General features: G+C 69.6%; 16 protein-coding genes and 1 pseudogene. 5 read left to right on the top strand and 12 right to left on the bottom strand.

The features are described 5' to 3' along the window. Nucleotides 1-14: 14 nt before the first annotated feature. The 7 genes and pseudogenes from ACWV14_RS24535 to ACWV14_RS24505 all read right to left on the bottom strand — a co-directional run bounded on the left by ACWV14_RS24535 (nt 15) and on the right by ACWV14_RS24505 (nt 9,821). On the bottom strand, nt 15-1,445 hold the full coding sequence (locus ACWV14_RS24535) for an efflux transporter outer membrane subunit (RefSeq protein ID WP_454904199.1): 1,431 nt from the start codon (nt 1,443-1,445) through the stop codon (nt 15-17). Continuing rightward, nucleotides 1,445-4,614: pseudogene (locus ACWV14_RS24530) on the bottom strand (efflux RND transporter permease subunit). Before ACWV14_RS24530 ends, ACWV14_RS24535 begins: the two are co-directional and overlap by 1 nt. Nucleotides 4,615-4,623: 9 nt before the next feature. Further along, complete coding sequence (locus ACWV14_RS24525) at nt 4,624-5,838, bottom strand: efflux RND transporter periplasmic adaptor subunit (RefSeq protein WP_454914175.1); 1,215 nt, start codon at nt 5,836-5,838, stop codon at nt 4,624-4,626. 233 nt (nt 5,839-6,071) lie between these two features. Then, nucleotides 6,072-6,731, bottom strand: coding sequence for a hypothetical protein (locus tag ACWV14_RS24520; protein WP_454904197.1), 660 nt, complete (start codon nt 6,729-6,731; stop codon nt 6,072-6,074). Between the two features lie 16 nt (nt 6,732-6,747). After that, nucleotides 6,748-8,217 (bottom strand): rhomboid family intramembrane serine protease, encoded by a 1,470-nt coding sequence (locus ACWV14_RS24515; RefSeq protein ID WP_454904196.1) that lies wholly within the window; start codon nt 8,215-8,217, stop codon nt 6,748-6,750. Nucleotides 8,218-8,236: 19 nt separating this feature from the next. Beyond that, nucleotides 8,237-9,634: an argininosuccinate lyase gene (gene argH, locus ACWV14_RS24510; RefSeq protein WP_454904194.1), complete on the bottom strand. Its 1,398-nt coding sequence runs from the start codon at nt 9,632-9,634 to the stop codon at nt 8,237-8,239. A gap of 31 nt (nt 9,635-9,665) precedes the next feature. After that, on the bottom strand, nt 9,666-9,821 hold the full coding sequence (locus tag ACWV14_RS24505) for a hypothetical protein (RefSeq protein WP_422089198.1): 156 nt from the start codon (nt 9,819-9,821) through the stop codon (nt 9,666-9,668). Between ACWV14_RS24505 and ACWV14_RS24500 the strand changes: the two genes are divergently transcribed. From ACWV14_RS24500 to ACWV14_RS24485, 4 genes are all read left to right on the top strand, one after another. Further along, nucleotides 9,766-10,764, top strand: a complete 999-nt coding sequence (locus ACWV14_RS24500) for a sensor histidine kinase (protein WP_454904193.1) — start codon at nt 9,766-9,768, stop codon at nt 10,762-10,764. The two genes, ACWV14_RS24505 and ACWV14_RS24500, sit on opposite strands and share 56 nt — an antisense overlap. 2 nt (nt 10,765-10,766) lie before the next feature. Continuing rightward, nucleotides 10,767-11,516 carry a LytR/AlgR family response regulator transcription factor gene (locus ACWV14_RS24495; RefSeq protein WP_237679185.1) on the top strand — a complete coding sequence of 250 codons (750 nt, stop codon included), beginning with the start codon at nt 10,767-10,769 and terminating at the stop codon, nt 11,514-11,516. Further along, entirely contained in the window at nt 11,513-12,778 is a 1,266-nt protein-coding gene (locus tag ACWV14_RS24490; protein ID WP_454904191.1) for an AI-2E family transporter, read from the top strand. Before ACWV14_RS24495 ends, ACWV14_RS24490 begins: the two co-directional genes overlap by 4 nt. An 84-nt stretch (nt 12,779-12,862) precedes the next feature. After that, nucleotides 12,863-13,255, top strand: a complete 393-nt coding sequence (locus tag ACWV14_RS24485) for a tautomerase family protein (RefSeq protein WP_454904189.1) — start codon at nt 12,863-12,865, stop codon at nt 13,253-13,255. On the opposite strand, the gene ACWV14_RS24480 is transcribed toward ACWV14_RS24485, so the two are convergent. Both ACWV14_RS24480 and ACWV14_RS24475 read right to left on the bottom strand, forming a co-directional pair. Beyond that, nucleotides 13,249-14,502 carry an MFS transporter gene (locus ACWV14_RS24480; protein WP_454904187.1) on the bottom strand — a complete coding sequence of 418 codons (1,254 nt, stop codon included), beginning with the start codon at nt 14,500-14,502 and terminating at the stop codon, nt 13,249-13,251. The two genes, ACWV14_RS24485 and ACWV14_RS24480, sit on opposite strands and share 7 nt — an antisense overlap. 9 nt (nt 14,503-14,511) lie before the next feature. Further along, nucleotides 14,512-15,036 carry an N-acetyltransferase family protein gene (locus ACWV14_RS24475; protein ID WP_454904185.1) on the bottom strand — a complete coding sequence of 175 codons (525 nt, stop codon included), beginning with the start codon at nt 15,034-15,036 and terminating at the stop codon, nt 14,512-14,514. A gap of 48 nt (nt 15,037-15,084) precedes the next feature. Here ACWV14_RS24475 and ACWV14_RS24470 point away from each other — a divergent pair, with 48 nt between their 5' ends. Further along, complete coding sequence (locus ACWV14_RS24470) at nt 15,085-16,008, top strand: LysR family transcriptional regulator (protein ID WP_454906061.1); 924 nt, start codon at nt 15,085-15,087, stop codon at nt 16,006-16,008. 10 nt (nt 16,009-16,018) lie between these two features. Here ACWV14_RS24470 and ACWV14_RS24465 read toward each other — a convergent pair whose 3' ends face one another. The 3 genes from ACWV14_RS24465 to ACWV14_RS24455 form a co-directional block, all read right to left on the bottom strand. Beyond that, the gene (locus ACWV14_RS24465; protein WP_454904184.1) at nt 16,019-17,275 is read right to left on the bottom strand and encodes an MFS transporter; all 1,257 of its coding nucleotides are present in this window, start codon (nt 17,273-17,275) and stop codon (nt 16,019-16,021) included. Nucleotides 17,276-17,443: 168 nt separating this feature from the next. Continuing rightward, nucleotides 17,444-17,989 carry a hypothetical protein gene (locus ACWV14_RS24460; RefSeq protein ID WP_454904182.1) on the bottom strand — a complete coding sequence of 182 codons (546 nt, stop codon included), beginning with the start codon at nt 17,987-17,989 and terminating at the stop codon, nt 17,444-17,446. Next, nucleotides 17,986-18,387: a GFA family protein gene (locus ACWV14_RS24455; protein ID WP_454904181.1), complete on the bottom strand. Its 402-nt coding sequence runs from the start codon at nt 18,385-18,387 to the stop codon at nt 17,986-17,988. Before ACWV14_RS24455 ends, ACWV14_RS24460 begins: the two co-directional genes overlap by 4 nt. Nucleotides 18,388-18,447: the final 60 nt, after the last annotated feature.

Below are 18,447 nucleotides of genomic sequence, written 5' to 3'. Positions count from 1 at the left end.
TCAGGCCTCTCCCGTCAACTCTCTTCCCAGCCGCCGCCGAGCGTCTTGTAGATCGTCAGCCGGTTGGTCTGCTCCGTGAGCTGCAGGCCGATCAGCGTCTGCTGCGCGGCGTAGTAGGCACGCTGGGCGTCGAGCACGTCGAGGTAGCTGCTGGCGCCGCTCCTGAACAGCGACTGCGACAGCTCGAAGCTGCGCGAGGTGGCGCCCAGCAGCGAGCGCTGCGCGTCGAGCCGCTCGGCCAGCGTGCGCCGCTCGGCCAATGCGTCGGCCACTTCGCGGAAGGCGGTCTGCACTGCCTTTTCGTAGGTGGCGATCTGGATCTTCTGCTGCGCCTCGGCCACGCGCAGGTTGGCGCGGTTGGCGCCGCCGTCGAAGATCGGCACGCTGATCGAGGGCGCGAAGCTCCAGGCCTTGCTGCCGCCCGTGAACAGGCCCGACAACGTGCTGCTCGCCGTGCCCGCCGACGCGGTGAGCGCGATGCGCGGGAAGAACGCCGCGCGCGCGGCGCCAATGTCGGCATTGCTCGCGCGCAAGGCGTGCTCGGCGGCGCGCACGTCGGGGCGCCGGTGCAGCACGCTCGAGGGCAGGTCCGGCGGCGGCACCAGCAGCTGTGCGGCGGTGGCCGGTGCCGCGGTGTCCGAAGCAGGCGCTGCAGGCAGCAACTCGGCCGGCGGCATCGCGCCGACCAGCAGTGCGAGCGCATTGCGGTCCTGCTCGACCTGGCTGTCGAACGCCGCCGCGTCGGCACGCGCGGCATCCACCGTGCTCTGCGCCTGCGCGAGCGCCAGGCCCGATTGCGCGCCGAGCCGGTGGCTGCGCTGGACCAGGTCGAAGGACTTGCGCTGGCTCTCCAGCGTGTTGCGCGCTAGCAGCAGGCGCTGCTCGTCGGCCGCCAATTGCAGCCACGCGGTCGCGACCGATGCAATAAGGCTGATCTGCGTGCTGCGCCGTGTTTCCTCGGTCTGGAAGTAGCTCTGCAGCGCCGATTCGCCGAGGTTGCGCACGCGGCCGAACAAATCGATCTCGTAGCTCGTGAGGCCGAGGTCGGCGCCGTACTGCGAGCTGATGCGCGCCTCGCCGCTGGTCGACAGGCTGCCCGGCGTGCGCGAGCGGCTGCCGCCTGCGCCGGCTTCCACCGTGGGGAACAGACCGGCTCGCGCAATGCCGTACTGCGCCCGCGCGCGCTCGATGTTGAGCGCCGCCACGCGCAGGTCGCGGTTGTTGGCGAGCGCAAGCTCGATCGTGCCGCGCAGCCGGGGCTCGACGAAGAAGCTGCGCCAGCCCACGTCGATCGGCGTCGGCGCCTCGACGCCGGAAGAGGGCAGCGCCTGCGGCACCGGCGATGCGGGCGCCTTGTATTCGGGCGCCAGGTTGACGCAGCCTGCGAGCACGGCCGAGGCCATGGCCGACAGGGCCAGCGAGCGAAGGGGGAGTGCGCGCTTCATCAGTGGCCTCCCTGTTCCGCCGTCGTGCCGGCAACGGTTTCCCGTGCGGGCTTCGCCTTGCGCCTTCCCTCCAGCCAGCCGCGAATCAACGCGAAGAACAGCGGCACGAAGAAGATGCCCAGCGCGGTGCCCACCACCATGCCGCCCAGCACCGCGGTGCCGATCGACTGGCGGCCACCCGCGCCCGCGCCGGTGCCGATGGCCAGCGGCAGCACGCCGAAGCCGAAGGCCAGCGATGTCATGAGGATGGGCCGCAGTCGCAGGCGTACCGCCTGCAGCGTCGCCTCGATCACGCCCTTGCCCTGTTCCTGCAACTGCTTGGCGAACTCCACGATCAGGATCGCGTTCTTCGACGACAGACCCACCGTGGTCAGCAGGCCGACCTGGAAGTACACGTCGTTGCTCAGCCCCCGGAAGCTGGTGAACAGCAGCGCCCCCACGATGCCCAGCGGCACCACCAGGATCACCGAGAACGGCACCGACCAGCTCTCGTACAGCGCGGCCAGGCACAGGAACACGAACAAGATCGAAATGGCGTAGAGCAGCGGCGCCTGCGCGCCCGAAAGCCGCTCCTGCAGCGACGCGCCGGTCCATTCGTAGCCGATGCCGGGCGGCATCTGCTTCATCACCGCGTCCACCGCGGCCATGGCGTCGCCCGAACTCACGCCGGGTGCGGCGTCGCCCACGAACTCGTAGCTCGGGCTGCCGTTGTAGCGCTGCAGCTGCGGCGAGCCGTAGCTCCAGCGCGAGCTGGAGAACGACGGGAACGGCACCATCTGGCCCAGGCTGTTGCGCACGCTCCAGCGGTCGATGTCGGCGGGCAGCATGCGGAAGTCGGTGTCGCCCTGCATGTACACGCGCTTGACGCGGCCCTTGTCCAGGAAGTCGTTGATGTAGGTGCCGCCCATGGCGCTCGACAGCGTGCTGTCGATGTCCGACGTGGCCAGGCTCAGCGCGCCGGCGCGCGCGTCGTCGATGTCCACCGCGAACTCGGGCGTGTCGTCGAGGTTGTTGCTGCGCACGTTGGCCACTTCGGGCCGCTGGCCCAGCAGCTCGATGGCCTGGTCGCGCGCCTTCACCAGCGCATCGTGGCCCAGGCCGTTGATGTCCTTCAGGTGGAAGTTGAAGCCCGCGTTGGCACCCAGCCCGCGCACCGCCGGCGGCAGCAGCACGAAGACGCGCGCATCGCGCACCGTCGACAGGTCCTTGTTGGCGCGCCGCGCCAGCTCGGCCGCCGACTGGCCCGCGCCGGTGCGCTCGGCCCAGTCCTTGAGCTTGACGAAGGCGCGCGCCGAACTCTGGTCGCCGTTCTGCCCGGTGATGACGTTCACGCTCAGCACCTCGGCCTGTTTGTCGAAGTACTGCTGCACCTGCTCGACCACCGGCTGCAGCCGCGCGTTCGATGCGCCCGGCGGCAGGGTTACCTGCACCTGCAGGAAGGCCTGGTCTTCGTCTGGCAGGAACGAAGTGGGCAGGCGCATGAACAGCAGCGCCATCACGCCCGCGATCAGCAGGTACACCACCAGGCTGCGCTTGCCGCGCCGCACGATGCCGCCGACGATGCCTTCGTAGCGATTCGCGCTCTTGTCGAAGCCGCGGTTGAAGGCCGCGAAGAAGCGGTCAAGCCGCCCCAGCATCCCGCGGCGTGGCACCGCGCGTTCGCCCTTGTGGACCGGCTTGAGCAAGGTGGCGCACAGCGCCGGCGTGAGCGTGAGCGCCACGAACACCGACAGCGCCATCGCCGAGACGATGGTGATCGAGAACTGCCGGTAGATGACGCCGGTCGAGCCGCCGAAGAAGGCCATCGGAATGAACACCGCCGACAGCACCAGCGCAATGCCCACCAGCGCCGGCGTGATCTCGGCCATCGACTTGCGCGTGGCCTCCTTGGGCGAGAGGCCTTCCTCGTGCATGACGCGCTCGACGTTCTCCACCACCACGATGGCATCGTCCACCAGCAGGCCGATGGCCAGCACCATGCCGAACATGGTGAGCGTGTTGATCGAGTAGCCCGCCAGCGACAGCACGCCGAAGGTGCCCAGCAGCACCACCGGCACCGCGATGGCCGGAATGAGCGTGGCGCGCATGTTCTGCAGGAACACGTACATCACCAGCACTACCAGCAGCATGGCCTCGAGCAGCGCCTTGACCACCTCGTCGATGGAGGCGCTCACGAAGGGCGTGGTGTCGTAGCTCACGAAGGTCTGCAGCTGGTTGGGGAAGAGCGGCTTGAGCTCTTCGATCCTGGCCTTCACCGCCTCGGCCACCTGCACCGCGTTGGCGCCGTCGGCCAGCACCACGCCCAGGCCCGCGCCGGGCCGGCCGCCGAGCTGCGAGCGCACGGTGAGGTTCTCGGCGCCCAGCTCCACGCGCGCCACGTCTTTCAGGCGCACCACGGCGCCGTCGGGCGTGGAGCGCAGCACCACGTTCTCGAACTGCTCGGCGGTCTGCAGCTTGCTGCGCGCGGTGATGGTGGCGTTGAGCTGCTGGCCGGCGGCCGCGGGCAGCGCGCCCAGCAGGCCGGCCGAGACCTGTGCGTTCTGCGCGGTGATGGCCGCGCTCACGTCGGAGGGAATGAGCGCGTACTTGCGCAGCTTGTCGGGGTCCAGCCACAGGCGCATGGCGTAGCCGGTGCCCAGCGTCTGCACCTCGCCCACGCCGTCGATGCGGCTGATCACGTCCACCAGGTTGCTCGAGATGTAGTCGCCCACGTCCACCGCCGATGCGCTGCCGTCGCCGGAGTACATCGACACGATCATCAGGAAGTCGTTGCCGCCCTTGGTGACGGTGACGCCGCGGCTTTGCACCTGCTGCGGCAGGCGCGACATGGCCTGCTGCAGCTTGTTCTGCACCTGCATCTGCGCCACGTCGATGTTGGTGCCGGCGTCGAAGGTGAGCGACAGCCGCGCCACGCCCGACGAGTTGCTGGTCGCCTGCATGTAGAGCAGGTTGTCCAGGCCCTTCATCTGCTGCTCGATGACCTGCGTGACCGAGTCTTCGACCGTCTTGGCCGAGGCGCCGGTGTAGGTGGCGTTGATGGACACGCGCGGCGGCGCGATGTCGGGGTACTGCTCCAGCGGCAGCGTGCGGATGGCCATCAGGCCCGCGAGCATGACGACGATGGAAAGCACCCACGCGAAGAGGGCCGGTCGATGAAAAACTGAGCCATGCCCGGACCTCAGCGCGCCACGGGGTCGGATGCCGCGTCGGCGGCGTCGGGCCGCACGCTGGCCACGGGGCCGGATGCCGGGCTGACGGCCTTGGCGCCGAGGTCGACCACCTTCACCTTGTCGCCCACCTTCACCCGCTGCGCGCCTTCGGTCATCACGCGGTCGCCCGCGGCCAGGCCTTCGAGCACCTGCCAGCGCGTGCCGACCGCGCGGCCGACCTGGATGGGGCGCTTGGCGACCTTGTTCTCCGCATCCACCACCAACGCCGATGCGCTGCCGTCGGGCGCGCGCGTCACCGCCTGCTGGGGCACCAGCAGCGCGGTGGCATCGGTGCCTTCCTGCAGCACGGCGCGCACGTACATGCCGGGCATCAGCAGTTTGTCGGGGTTGGGCACCACGGCGCGCAGCGTGACGCTGCCGGTGCCGGCATCGACCGTCACGCCGCTGAAGGTGAGGCGGCCGGCGTGCGGGTACTTGCTGCCGTCTTCCAGCACCAGCTGTATGCGGGCTTCGGCGTCGCTCGCGCGCTGCAGGCGGCCGCTGGCGAGTTCACGCTTCAGCCGCAGCAGCTCGCGGCTGGACTGCGTGACATGCACATGAATGGGGTCGAGCTGCTGCACCGTCGTCAGCACCGCAGTCTGGTTGGCCGTGACCAGCGCGCCGGGCGTGACCGTCGACAGCTCGGCCCAGCCGGCGATCGGCGAAGTGATGCGCGTGTAGCCGAGCTGGATGCGCGCGGTCTGCTCGGCGGCGCGGGCCACGCCGAGGTCGGCCTCGGCCTGTTGCTCGGTGGCCTGCGATTCGTCGAACACCTGGCGGCTGATGGCGTCGATCTTCACCAGCTCGGCATTGCGGCGCGCCACCGTGCGCGCGGTGGCCAGGGCCGACTCGGCCTTGCGCACGCTGGCCTGCGCGCTGGCGTGTGCCGCCTGCAGCGGTGCCGGGTCGAGCTGGTAGAGCACCTGGCCGGCCTTGACCTGCGAGCCTTCGGTGAAGAGCCGCTCCTTGAGGATGCCGCCGACCTGCGGCCGGATCTCTGCGATCACCGGCGCGGCGGTGCGGCCGGGCAACTCGGTGCTCTGCTCCAGCGTCTCGTGCTTCAGGGTGACGGTGCCGACTTCCTTTTCCGGTGCGGCGGCAGCCTTTGCGGTGGCGCTCACGCCCTGGTCGGTGCGTGAGCAGCCGGCGATCGTCGCGAGCGCGCAGACCGCGACGACGGTCATGAGCAACGGGAAACGGGAGTTTTTACAGGCGTGCATGGCGCAGGGAAAGTGACGAAGGTCCCAAATGGAGCGGGCATGTGCTTGCGAGTTCAATGCAACGCGCGGCCGCGGGCGAGCTTTACAGAGTGGCAATGCAAGTGCGGTGCCACCGAGGGGCAGGCGCGGGCACACAAGGCCTTTCGGTGCCGAGGGACTTGTCGTGGCTGTTGCCGATGCGGCATGCGCCGCCGCTGTCACGCGAGACCGAATTCCTTGCGGCGGTCGAACACGAAGACCCGGTCCCGTCCCCAGCCCGCCGACCAGCCGCCGCGCCACAGCCGATAGTCGGCCTCGGTGGCGTCCGGCGCGCCGGGCGGCGCGCACAGCGGCCAGAGCACCCAGTGCAGGATCGGGTACGAAGTCTCCAGCCGATAGAGCGGCTCGACGAGGAAGTGGTAGGCGTCCCGCCCGGCTTCGCCAGTCTCGCGCAGGGCCATCTCGGCGAGCGCGTCGTGCAGTTCGATGAAGGGGCTGTCGGCCTCGGAGAAGGCCTTGAGCAGCGTCGTCGCGCCGGTGTCGAGCACTTCGATGGGGCCGTTCGCGTCCGGCACCTCCAGCCCCATGGGCTCGACCAGCGCCAGGCCGTCGCGCAGCAGTTGCACGGCCTCGTCGGGGCCGATGGCGCGCGCCGGCGTCGACTGGTACTGCTGCAGCCGCGCGAGCATTTCCTCGTGGCGCGGGAAGACCGAGAAGGCCTGCCGGCGCGCCTCGGCGTCGAGGTCTCCGAACTCGAACTGCAGCCGGAGATCGTTGTCGACGTTCTCGGGCGGTTCGTCGTCCTCGGGGCCCAGCGCGGCGTCGAATACATCGTGCCAGTGGCGCTGCCAGGCTTTGTGGTTGGTCGGTTGGGACATGTTGTCTCTATCGCGGTCAGGCGCGCTGCAGGGCGCGCGTCACCATGTCGTTGGGCGCGAGGCGCAGCAGGTCGGGCAGCAGGCTCACGGCACGGTCGCGTTCGCCCGCGTGCAGCAGGCCGTTGGCGCAGGCCGAGAGCGTGTCCGGCAGTTCGGCATGGTCGGGCGCCGTCTTCAGCAGGATGCGGCAGAGCTTGTCGGCATCGCCGAACTCGCGAATGCGCGCGAAGCGGCGCGCGAGCCGCGCCATGTCGTCGGGCTTCAGGCGCGCGCCGGGCTTGGCCTGGTCGAGGTAGGTCTTGTAGCTGGCGTGCTGCAGCGCGAGCGTTGCCGGGTCGGTGGCGGGCAGGCGGAAGATGCGGCGCGCGGCATGGTGGAAGTCGTCGCTCGCGGGCTGCAGCCGCGCCGTGTTGAACCAGGCGCGCAGCGTGCCGGCGTCGGTGGGCCGCAGGGCAGCGGCGGCCCGCCACTCGGCGCAGGCGCGGTCGAACTTCATCGCGGCGCCGTATTTCTGCGCGGCGGCCACGTGCTCGTCGAAGCGGTCGGGCTCGGGGGCGGATGCCGCTTCGGGTGCCTTCACGCGGCGCAGCAGCAGCGCGCCGGCCATCAGCGCGGCGCCGCTCAGCAGGCCGCCCAGGTGGGCCATGTACGCGATGCCCTGGCCGCCCAGCCAGTGCTGCATCAGTTCGTTGGCGATCCATGCCGGCAGCAGCAGCAGGGCCGGTGCGGTGACGTAGTTGAAATAGAAGAACAGCTGGTAGAAAAAGCGGATGCGCTTGAGCCGGTACATCACCGCGTACATGCCCATCAGCGCCGAGATGGCGCCCGAGGCGCCGAGCCCGTAGCTGCCCTTGCCGGCGTAGGCCCAGCCGGCCAGCAGCGAAGAGCCCAGTGCGCCCAGCAGGTAGAAGCTCAGGTAGGTGCCGCGGCCCAATGCCAGCTCGACCGAAAAGCCGAACAGGAAGAGGAACAGCATGTTGCCCAGCAGGTGGCCGGTGCTGCCGTGCAGGAAGGCCGAGGTGATCCAGGTCCAGGGCTTGAACTCCGCGTCCTTGCCGTGGTCGTGCGACCAGCGCCTGGTGAACGGCGCGGGCAGCATCGCCTCGTACTGCTGGCGGTCGCGCTTCCATTCACCGTATTGCGGGTTGGTGGGCGTGACGACTTCGTCGGCCTGCAGCTTCTGCAGGAATTGCCTGTCGCCCTGCAGTCCCTCGAGCAATTGCGGGTAGGCCTCTTCGTGCGCCAGCATGCGCCGGGCCAGCTTGCCGCGCCTGGGGTCCGTCTTTTCCAGCCATTCGACGAAGGGCGGCAACTCCAGCGCGGGCAGCACGCTCTTGACGTAATAGTCGGCGGCGCGCTCCCGCGCGTTTTCTTCACTGCGCTGCGGCCCCCAGAACACGATCATGTTCAGGAGGATCAGCAGCACCGTCATCCACGGTGGGTTGCGCCAGCTCGGTTTGTTCTCGAGCGGGATGGCGTAGAACACGGTGCTGCCTGGAGTGCGCTCAGCCCAGGCGCGCGCGGTGGCGCGCCACTTGCGCCTTCACCTGCGCCGGGGCGGTGCCGCCCAGGATGTTGCGTGCGTTGAGCGAGCCGCGCAGGCTCAGCACGTCGTACACGTCCTTCTCGATGCTCGGGTTGAACTGCTGCAGCACGGCCAGCGGCAGTTCGGCCAGGTCGACCTTGTGCGAGGTGGCGGCCTTCACGGCATGGGCCACGGTTTCGTGCGCGTCGCGGAAGGGCAGGCCCTTCTTCACCAGGTAGTCGGCCAGGTCGGTGGCAGTGGCGTAGCCGCGCAGCGTGGCGGCTTCCATGGCCTCGGGCTTCACGGTGATGCCGCCGATCATCTCGGCAAAGATGCGCAGGGTGTCCTTGAGCGTGTCGACGGTGTCGAACAGCGGCTCCTTGTCTTCCTGGTTGTCCTTGTTGTAGGCCAGCGGCTGGCCCTTCATGAGCGTGATGAGCGCCATCAGGTGGCCGACCACGCGGCCGGTCTTGCCGCGCGCCAGCTCTGGCACGTCGGGGTTCTTCTTCTGCGGCATGATCGACGAGCCGGTGGTGAAGCGGTCGGCGATCTGGATGAAGCCGAAGTTCTGGCTCATCCACAGGATGAGTTCTTCGCTCATGCGGCTCACGTGCACCATGCACAGGCTGGCCGCGGCGGTGAATTCGATGGCGAAGTCGCGGTCGCTCACCGCGTCCAGGCTGTTCTGGCACACGCCGTCCATATCGAGCGTCTTGGCGACCAGCTCGCGGTCCAGCGGATAGCTGGTGCCGGCCAGCGCGGCGGCGCCCAGCGGCAGGCGGTTGACGCGCCTGCGCACCTCGCCCATGCGTTCGGCGTCGCGGCTGAACATTTCCACGTAGGCCAGCATGTGGTGGCCGAAGCTCACCGGCTGCGCCACCTGCAGGTGGGTGAAGCCCGGCAGGATCACGTCGACGTTCTTCTCGGCGATGTCCACCAGTGCCTTCTGCAGGTCGACCAGCAGGTCGCCGATGAGGTCGATTTCGCCGCGCAGCCACAGGCGCACGTCGGTGGCGACCTGGTCGTTGCGGCTGCGGCCGGTGTGCAGGCGCTTGCCGGCGTCGCCCACCAGCTGGGTCAGGCGGGCCTCGATGTTCAGGTGCACGTCTTCAAGATCGAGCTTCCACTCGAAGGCGCCGGATTCGATTTCGGCGCGAATCTGCGCCATCCCGCGTTCGATCGCGGCGTGGTCCTGCACGCCGATGATCCCCTGCGCGGCCAGCATGCCGGCATGGGCCAGGGAGCCCTGGATGTCGGCCTGCCACAGGCGCTTGTCGAAGAAGACGCTGGAGGTGTAGCGCTTGACGAGGTCGCTCATCGGTTCTGAGAACAGGGCCGACCAGGCTTCGGATTTCTTGTCGAGTTGGTTTTGGGTCATGGGAGCCGTCCAGGAGGCAATAATGGGTTGGTCACCCGATGTAACTGATGTCTGCGATGCGCAACCCGGCGATTTTATCGGCCAGCTCTTCAACCACGTCCCCGCCATCGTCGGAAAGGGCGCGCAACGCCTTGCGCGGGGCGCCGTCGTTGTTCGACGCCTGCCGCATCGGCGTGGTGCTGCGCACGGTGGTGTTCGTCGAGGCGGTGGTGGCCATCGCCACGCTGTTCGTGGTTTCCACGCCGACCGACTGGCTGGTGCAGGCGGCCACCGTCACCGGCGGGGCCTTGCCCGCGACGCTGCTGTGGCTGGTCGCGGCCTGCGGGCTGAAGAAGCCGCTGCGCCGGCTGCCGCGCCAATGGCAGTACGCGGCGGGCGGGGTGCTCGGTGCCGTCGCGGCGCTCTATGGCTGCGGGCTGCTGCGGCTCACCGGGGTGCTGTCGAATGCGCCCTGGCTGGCCAGCGCGCTGACCGGCGCCCTGTTCGCGGGGCTGGTGATGGCCGCGATGGTGCTGCGCGCGCAAGGGCAGACGCCCGCCGCCACCACGGCCCGGCTCGAGGAACTGCAGTCGCGCATCCGCCCGCACTTTCTGTTCAACACGCTCAACAGCGCCATCGCGCTGGTGCGCGAGGAGCCGGCCAAGGCCGAGACCATGCTGGAAGACCTGGCCGAGCTGTTCCGCCAGGCGCTGGCCGACCCCGGCGAGTCGTGCACGCTGGCCGACGAGATCGCACTGGCCGAGCGCTACCTGGCCATCGAGCAGGTGCGCTTCGGCGACCGGCTGCGCATCCGCTGGGACCTGGACGCCGCCGCCAGCAAGGCGCGGCTGCCGCCGCTGTTGCTGCAGCCGCTGGTCGAGAACGCCATCAAGCACGGCGTGGAGCCCAGCCCCGAGGGCGCCAGGCTGCGCATCCGCACCGAGAGGCGCGGCTCCATGGTGGTGATCGAGGTGGTCAACAGCCTGCCGCCGCTGCGCTGGGCCGACGAGCCGCTGCCGCGCGGCCACGGCATTGCGCTGGCCAATGTGAGAGACCGCCTGCGGCTCCTGCACGACATGCAGATGCAGTTCAGCGCCGGCATGGACCAGAAAAACTACCGGGTGCGCATTGCGATCCCGGCTGAATCATGAACATGAGCACACTGAAGACACTCATCGTCGACGACGAAGCCCTGGCCCGTTCCCGCCTGCGCACCTTGCTGCGCGACTGCAACTCGCCCGGCGCCGAGGTGGTGGCCGAAGCCGCGCAGGGCGCCGAGGCGCAGCAGCAGCTGGCCACGCTGGCGCTCGATCTCGTGCTGCTCGACGTGCACATGCCCGGCATCGACGGCATCGAAGTGGCACGCGCGCTGCGCAGCCGGGCCGACGCGCCTGCGGTGGTTTTCGTGACGGCGCATGCGGCCCATGCGGTGACTGCCTTCGACCTCGACGCGGTCGACTACCTCACCAAGCCCGTGCGCGCCGAGCGCCTGCAGCAGGCGCTGCAGAAGGCCGAGCGCTTCCTGAAGGAGCGCCGCGCCCTGCAGGCCGAAGCCGCGCCGGAAACCGTGCTCATCCAGGACCGCGGCCGGGCCGAGCGCGTGCCGCTGTCCGAAGTGCTCTACCTCAAGTCCGAATACAAGTACCTCACGGTGCGCACCGCCACGCGCAGCCACATCCTGGACGGCTCGCTCAACGAGTTCGAGGAGCGCTATCCGCACCGCTTCCTGCGCGTGCATCGCAACGCGCTGGTGGCGCGCGCGGCCATTCGCGCGCTCGAGAAGTACGACGACGGCGAAGACGCCGAGGGCTGGGCGCTGAGGCTCGACGCCATTCCCGAGCCTGTCGCGGTGTCGCGCCGCCAGCTTGCGGCCGTGCGCGAAGTGATCAAGGAAGCGCGATGACCGCCGAGCACGACGCATCCGGGGGCGAGGCCCCGAAGCCCGCGCCGGAGCCTCCGGCCGCCGAGCCTGCGCTTGCCGCGGCTGCGGTGCCCGCTCCGGAGGCAGCGCCGTCCCCGGAAGCGCCGGCCTCCGCGACCGCGCGCAAGCGCGAGCGCGAACGCCTGATGCTGCACATGCCCGTCGACGTGCGCAGCGCCTCGCTGGTGGTGCTCGCGGTGCTGGCCAGCGTGTTCGCGCTGCAGTGGGGGCAGGCCGTGTTCATTCCGCTGATGCTGAGCCTGCTGCTGACCTACGCGCTGTCGCCGCTGGTCGACATGCTGCATCGCTGGAAGCTGCCGCGCTGGATCGGTGCGGCGCTGATCCTCATGGGGTTGTTCGGCGGGCTCGGCTGGACCGGCTATTCGCTGTCGGGCAGCGCTTCGCAGCTGCTCGATTCGCTGCCGGTCGCCGCGCAGAAGCTGGGCCAGGCCATGCGGCGCGACAAGAACGCCAGCGCCACGCCGCTCGAGAGCGTGCAGGCCGCCGCCGCGCAGCTGGAGAAGGCCGCCGAGGAAAACTCGGCCAAGGTGGCCTCGCGCCGGGGCGTGGCGCGCGTCATCATCGAGCGGCCCGGCTTCAACGTGCGCGACTACCTGCTCAGCGGCACCGTCGGCCTGTTGAGCGCGATGGGGCAGCTCACGCTGGTGGCATTCCTCACCTACTTCGCGCTGTGCTCGGGGGACACCTTCCGCCGCAAGCTCATCAAGATCACCGGCTCGAGCCTGCAGAAGAAAAAGGTCACGGTCCACGTGCTGGACGACATCACCCGCAACATCGAGCGCTACCTGCTGGTGCAGATCCTGGTGAGCGTGGTGGTGGGCGTGGCCACCGGCCTGGCGTTCTGGGTCATAGGGGTGGAGAACGCGGCCGTCTGGGGAATCATCGCGGGCGTGACCAACCTCATTCCGTACATCGGCTCGGTGATCGTGCTGGTGGCTGCGGGGCTGGTGGCCTTCCTGCAGTTCAACAGCCTGCAGATGGGCATCGTCGTGGCTGGCGTGTCGCTGGGCATCCACACGCTCATCGGCAACCTGCTGATGCCCTGGCTCACCAGCCGCACCAGCCGCATGAACCCCGTGGCGGTGTTCGTGGGCGTCATCTTCTGGGGCTGGCTCTGGGGCATCTGGGGGCTGCTGCTGGGCATTCCCATCACCATGGTGATCAAGGCGATCTGCGACCGGGTGGAAGACCTGCAGCCGATCGGGGAACTGCTGGGGGAATAGGCAGCCGCGGGCCCGCGCCCGGCGCGCCGTTGAGTTACCGTGGTGTCTCGGCCCTTTCTCGCCGGCAGCCAATGGAGCCCCGACATGCCCTACCTCCAACTCGACGTGAACGGCCACCACGCCGTGGCCGACAAGAAGCGCCTCGCCAGGCAGCTCAGCGAAACCTACGCCCGCATGATGAGCGTCGACATCCGCCGCATCAGCATCGCGATCCGCGAGGTGGGAGAGGGCGGCGTGTGGCGCATGGTCGATGGCGAGCCGGTCGAGGTGTCGGTGCTGATGTGCGACATCCGGCGCGGCCGCTCCGCCGAGCTGCGGCTCGAGGTGGCCAAGGCGCTGTGCCGCGACTGCATCGACATCCTGGGCCTGCGGGAAGACCGGCTCAACGTCGAGTTCACCCAGCATTCCGGCGACGAGATGTACCACCCGACGCTCGGCGGCTACAGCCCCGAGTGGTCCGAAGACGAGTATCAGTGAACGGCCAGGCGCGCGCGGTGCAGCCGCGAGAAGCGCGCAATCATCCACGGCCCCAGCAGCGCACCCAGGCCGACCGAGCTCCACGCCGCCACCCAGCCCTGCGTGCTGCCGATGCCGAAGCGCGTCTGGCCCCAGTCGAGCGCGATGCCGAAGACCCAGGGGCTGAGCGCGCCCGCACCGAAGCCCATCACCGAGCGCACCGAGAACGCGACGCCCAGCCGGTGCGGCGCCACCACGTCGGCCAGCGCGGTCGAGTAGACCGACGAATCGGCGATGGCGCAGAGGTTGTAGACGGCGGCCATCGCGGCCAGCAGCCACAGCGGCCAGGTCCACATCCAGCCGAACGCGAAGGACATGCACAGGCTCGCGAGGGTCGCGGCCATCATCACCCGCGCGCGGCCGAGCCTGTCTGACGCGGCGCCGCCCGCCACGCTGCCGAATACGCTGACGAGGTGGGCCAGCGCCGCCAGCGCGACGCCCGTGCCCTGCCACGACGCGGTTCCGCCCGACGAGGCCATCAGGTAGGCCGGCAGCCATGCCCACAGCGCCATGAGTTCCCAGCAGTGGAAGGCGTAGGCCCAGTTGCCTGCCATCGCCGGCTTGTCGCGCACCGTGGCGCGCAGCGCCTGCCAGGTGCCTTCGCGTTCGGCGTGCGGCACGGGCGCGGAGGGCGCGCGCATGCGCCGCAGCGCCAGTACCGTGAGCAGCGCGCCCAGGGCGGTGCAGCTTGCCGCCGCCAGCAGGCCCAGCCGCCAGTGCTGCGCATGGCTGAACGCGGCCACCACTCCGAGCGACAGCGCATAGCCCATCGACGATGCGCCGATGAACAACCCCATCGCCCGGCCGCGAACTGCCTGCTCGGTGTTGCGCGCCAGCAGTTGCAGGCCCGGCGTGTACGAGGCCCCGGCGCACAGGCCCGCCAGGCCGTAGAGCAGCATCGCCGACATGTGGTCGTGCGCGAACACCGCGAAGGCCAGCGCCGCCATCGAGCTGACCGCGCTGCCGGCGAAGAAGATGCGGTGCGGCCCGTAGCGGTCGGCCAGCAGGCCCACCGCGAACAGCGAACTCATGTAGCCCACGTGCCAGGCGCTCTGTATGGAGCCGGCCTGCGCCGCCGTCATGTGCCAGTCGGGCATCATGAAAGGCAGCACGCCGGAATAGGCGGTGACGATCATGGCCTGCAGCAGGCGGCTCGCGCACAGCAGCGCAAGCCACCCGCGCACAGGCGCGGTGGTGTCGTTGGGCATGCGCCAGGCTCAGCGCAGCGCGCGCTGCATCAGCACGGTGTCCACCCACTGGCCGAACTTGAAGCCGACCTCGCGCAGCACGCCCACCTGCTCGAAACCCAGGCTGCAGTGCAGCCGCTGCGAGCCGAGGTTGGCGCTGTTGCCCACGCACGCGACCATCTGGGTGAAGCCGCCGTCGGTGCAGCGTTCGATCACGGCGCGCAGCAGCGCGGTGCCGATGCCGTGGCCGTGCATGCCCTGCGCCACGTACACCGAGTCTTCCACCGTGTGCCGGTAGGCCGAGCGCGCGCGGTAGGCGGTGGCGTAGGCATAGCCGACGACCTCGCCGTCTTTCAGCGCGACGAGGTAGGGCAGGCCGCGCGCGGCCACGTCGGCGCGGCGCGCCTGCATCTGCTCGACGGTGGGCACTTCTTCCTCGAAGGAGCACAGGTCGTGCAGCACGTAGTGGCTGTAGATGGCCTGCACGGCGGCGATGTGATGGGGCTCGGCGTCGATGACCGTGACGATGGCGGAGGCGATGGATGGCGATGACATGGCCCGATCTTGACGATCCATCATCGATAAGTGAAGCTTGGGTGAGCTATACGGAGCATAAGAAATACTTTGGAAAAGACGCTCAACCTCGACCAGCTGCGCTCCTTCGTGCTGGTCATCGAAACCGGCAGCTTCTCGGCCGCCGCCGACCGGCTCGGCATCTCGCAGCCGGCCGTGAGCCTTCAGGTGCGCCAGCTCGAACGCCGGCTGTCGGTGCGGCTGATAGAGCGCGTCGGCAAGCGCGCCAAGGCCACGCCCGCGGGCATGGAGCTGCTGCGCCATGCGCAGCACATCGGGAGTGCGGTGGAAAACGCCGTCGATGCACTGGCCGACCACGCGAGCGGCGTCACCGGCCGCGTGCGGCTGGGCACGGGCGCCACGGCCTGCCTGCATTTCCTGCCGGCGGTGCTGCGCACGCTGCGCGAGCAGTTCCCGGCGCTGAGCGTGGTGGTGAGCACGGGCAACACCGAAGACCAGGCGCGCAAGGTCGAGGAAAACAGCCTCGACCTCGCGCTGGTCACGCTGCCCGCCGCGGGCCGTGCGCTGGCCGCCATGCCGGTGCTGGAGGACGAGTTCGTCGCCATCGGCCGCGCGGATGTCGCACCGCTGAAGGCCCGCGTGGCACCGGCCGACCTGGGGGCGCTGCCCCTCGTGCTGTTCGAGCCCGCGGCCAACACGCGCAAGCTGGTCGACCGCTGGTTTGCCGCCGATGGCCTGCAGCCGCAACCCGTGATGGAGCTGGGCAGCGTCGAGGCGATGAAGGAAATGGTGGCGGCGGGGTTGGGCTATGCCATCGTGCCGGGGATGTCGATGACGGGGCGCGGCGCCCATCCTGAGCTGAAGACCAGCCGGCTGAATCCCCGCATGCACCGTACGCTGGCCGTCGTGCTGCGACGGGACAAGCCCGTGAGCAAGGCCTTGCGCGTGGTGCTCGATGCCATCGTGGCGGCCGGCAAGCCCGGCCGCCGCTAGGCACAAGAAGTTATTCCGGAATCGCGGCCAGCGGCGCACCGCCGCGCGCACGGCCCAGCGTGCCGACGATCAGCGCAGCGATCAGCACCAGAGCGCCGCTGAGCACCATCGCGCTGGAGATGCCGTGGTTGTCGACCGTCACGCCGCCGATCAGCGCGCCGGAGGCAATGGCCACCTGGAAGCCGCTCACCAGCAGCGCCTGGCCGGCTTCGGGTGCGTCGGGCACGGCTTCCATCATCCAGCCGGTGAGCGCCACCGGGATCAGGCCGAAGGCCACGCCCCAGATCACGACCACCACCGCGCCCGGCACGAAGCCGGTGCCGATCACCGTCGACAGCAGCAGCGCCGTCGCGAGCATCAGCGCCGCCAGCAGGGTGGTGGCGCGCACGCTGCGAGCCACCAGGCTGCCGCCGAGGAAGGTGCCGATGAAGCCCACCGCGCCGTAGACCAGCAGCAGCGTCGACACCGAGTTGGGCGCGAGGCCGAACACCTGCTGCAGCAGCGGCTTCAGGTAGGTATAGGCCGCGAAGTGGCCGGCAATGAAGAACAGCACCGCGAGCAGCCCGACCTGCGCCATGCGGCGCGTGAGCGGCGTGAGCAGGTCGCGTGCGCCGATGGCGCGCAGCGGCGGAATCGCCGGCAGCAGCCACAGCTGCACCAGCAGCACCACGGTGGCGAGCGCGCCGGTCACCGCGAACGAGGCGCGCCAGCCGAACAGCGTGCCGAGGAACGATCCGGCCGGCACGCCGAGCACGGTGGCGGCCGACACGCCGGCCAGCACGTAGGACATGGCACGGGCCTGCGCCGCATGCGGCACCAGCTGGGTGGCGGCGGCCGGCGCAAAGGTCCAGAAGCCGCCCACGCACAGGCCGAGCAGCAGGCGCGCGACAAGCATGGTGGCGAAGTTGGGCGCGAACGCGGCCAGCAGGTTCGACGCGATGAGCAAAGTGGTGAGCGCGATCAGCACGGTGCGCCGGTCGAGCTTGCCCGAGGCGACGATCAGCGCCGGGCCGGCGAAGGCGGCCAGCACGCCGGGCATCGTGACCATCAGGCCGGCCGTGCCGTCAGATACGTTGAGGCCGCGCGCGATGTCGGTCAGAAGACCGATGGGCATGAACTCCGTCGAGACCATCGCGAAGGTGCCGACCGCGATGGAGCCGACCGCGAGCCATGCGGAGCGGGTGGCCGCCACCGCTGGAGCTGCCGGGGCCGCCGGCACTGCGCCGACGTCGTCGATGCACGGGTTGCTGCTGGGTGAATTCATCATGGATGCTGTCCTGGAGAAGCACCGGCGGCGCACGCGCCAATGCTGGTAAGAGGGCATTGGAGTGTGCGAGGCGTCGCCTTCGCGACAAAGGGGCCGGCCAGCAGTAGTCAGTTTCCCTGCGGCGAACAATCGGGGGTTTTGGTGGCTATCGCCACCCGGTTGCAGGCCTCAGGCCTCTGCCCGCAGCACGCGGCCGTCGGCAATGAACGAATCGCCGATCAGCACGCGGAAGGCCGTGCCTTCGGGAAAGCGCGGCCGTGCCAGGGCCGGGGACAGGAATTCGATGGCCAGCGATGCGGGCAGCCCGCGCTCCAGCGCGTCGCCGGGCGGCACCACCCAGCGCGCGGAGAAGCCTTCCTTGTCGAGCACCAGCGCGCAGCGGTATTCGCCCGGCGCCACCGGCACGTCCTGCGATGGGATGGCCGGCTTGCGGAAGGTGAGCTCGACCAGCGCATGCGGCGTGAAGGCGCCCAGCGTGTCGAAGCTCGGCGGCGCATCGGTCACCGGCTTCGGCGCGCGGCGCGGCCGCTTGCCGATGAGCCACGCAATGACGTTGCCGATGATCGGCACCCACAGCACCATCAGCAGCGTGGCGATGTCGCGCGTGGTCGTGCCGGGCGCCGCATAGTGCCGCACCACCGCGCCGCCGACGGCCACGCACAGCAGGACTGCGACGATGAGCTTGCGCCGGAACTGGATCTTGGTGGTGCTCATGCCTTGGGCGGCGCCGCTTCCGGGTAGGAGGGAATGTCGGCCTCGTGGTCGAGCCATGGTTGCTCGTGCGAGGTCCAGATGTGCATCGACGGCCGCTCGCCCGGGTCTTCGTCGAGCGAGCCCACGCGCAATATCACCTGCGGCTGCGCCACCCATTCGGCGATCAGCTGCGTGCCGCAGCGGGTACAGAAGTGGCGCAGCTTGCCCGGCGTCGACTCGAAGGAGCCGATCGCTTCTTCGCCCGCGGTCCAGCGGAAGTCGCTGCGGTTGGCGCGCGCGGTGGTGGTGAAGGCCGCGCTGTGCGCCTTGCGGCAGGTCTGGCAATGGCAGTGGACGATGGGGCCGGCGAGGCGCGTGGCCTCGTACCGGACGGTGCCGCAGAGGCAGGAGCCCTTCATGGCTTTTCCTTTATCGGTCGCAGGATGGGAGTGGGGTTGCGAGTCTAGGCCAGCGCAGGG

It is taken from the genome of Variovorax durovernensis, from assembly GCF_977011995.1.
The sequence above is the reverse complement of the archived record's forward strand: the minus strand, read 5'-3'. Positions and strand labels throughout refer to the sequence as shown.

What these genes read in the sequence shown, in the direction of transcription:
- ACWV14_RS24525 (WP_454914175.1), bottom strand. Translation starts at nt 5,838, where the DNA reads ATGACCGTCGTCGCGGTCTGCGCGCTCGCGACGATCGCCGGCTGCTCA.
- ACWV14_RS24480 (WP_454904187.1), bottom strand. Translation starts at nt 14,502, where the DNA reads ATGCCCAACGACACCACCGCGCCTGTGCGCGGGTGGCTTGCGCTGCTG.
- ACWV14_RS24485 (WP_454904189.1), top strand. Translation starts at nt 12,863, where the DNA reads ATGCCCTACCTCCAACTCGACGTGAACGGCCACCACGCCGTGGCCGAC.
- ACWV14_RS24520 (WP_454904197.1), bottom strand. Translation starts at nt 6,731, where the DNA reads ATGTCCCAACCGACCAACCACAAAGCCTGGCAGCGCCACTGGCACGAT.
- ACWV14_RS24490 (WP_454904191.1), top strand. Translation starts at nt 11,513, where the DNA reads ATGACCGCCGAGCACGACGCATCCGGGGGCGAGGCCCCGAAGCCCGCG.
- ACWV14_RS24535 (WP_454904199.1), bottom strand. Translation starts at nt 1,445, where the DNA reads ATGAAGCGCGCACTCCCCCTTCGCTCGCTGGCCCTGTCGGCCATGGCC.
- ACWV14_RS24465 (WP_454904184.1), bottom strand. Translation starts at nt 17,275, where the DNA reads ATGATGAATTCACCCAGCAGCAACCCGTGCATCGACGACGTCGGCGCA.
- ACWV14_RS24455 (WP_454904181.1), bottom strand. Translation starts at nt 18,387, where the DNA reads ATGAAGGGCTCCTGCCTCTGCGGCACCGTCCGGTACGAGGCCACGCGC.
- ACWV14_RS24475 (WP_454904185.1), bottom strand. Translation starts at nt 15,036, where the DNA reads ATGTCATCGCCATCCATCGCCTCCGCCATCGTCACGGTCATCGACGCC.
- ACWV14_RS24495 (WP_237679185.1), top strand. Translation starts at nt 10,767, where the DNA reads ATGAGCACACTGAAGACACTCATCGTCGACGACGAAGCCCTGGCCCGT.
- argH (WP_454904194.1), bottom strand. Translation starts at nt 9,634, where the DNA reads ATGACCCAAAACCAACTCGACAAGAAATCCGAAGCCTGGTCGGCCCTG.
- ACWV14_RS24460 (WP_454904182.1), bottom strand. Translation starts at nt 17,989, where the DNA reads ATGAGCACCACCAAGATCCAGTTCCGGCGCAAGCTCATCGTCGCAGTC.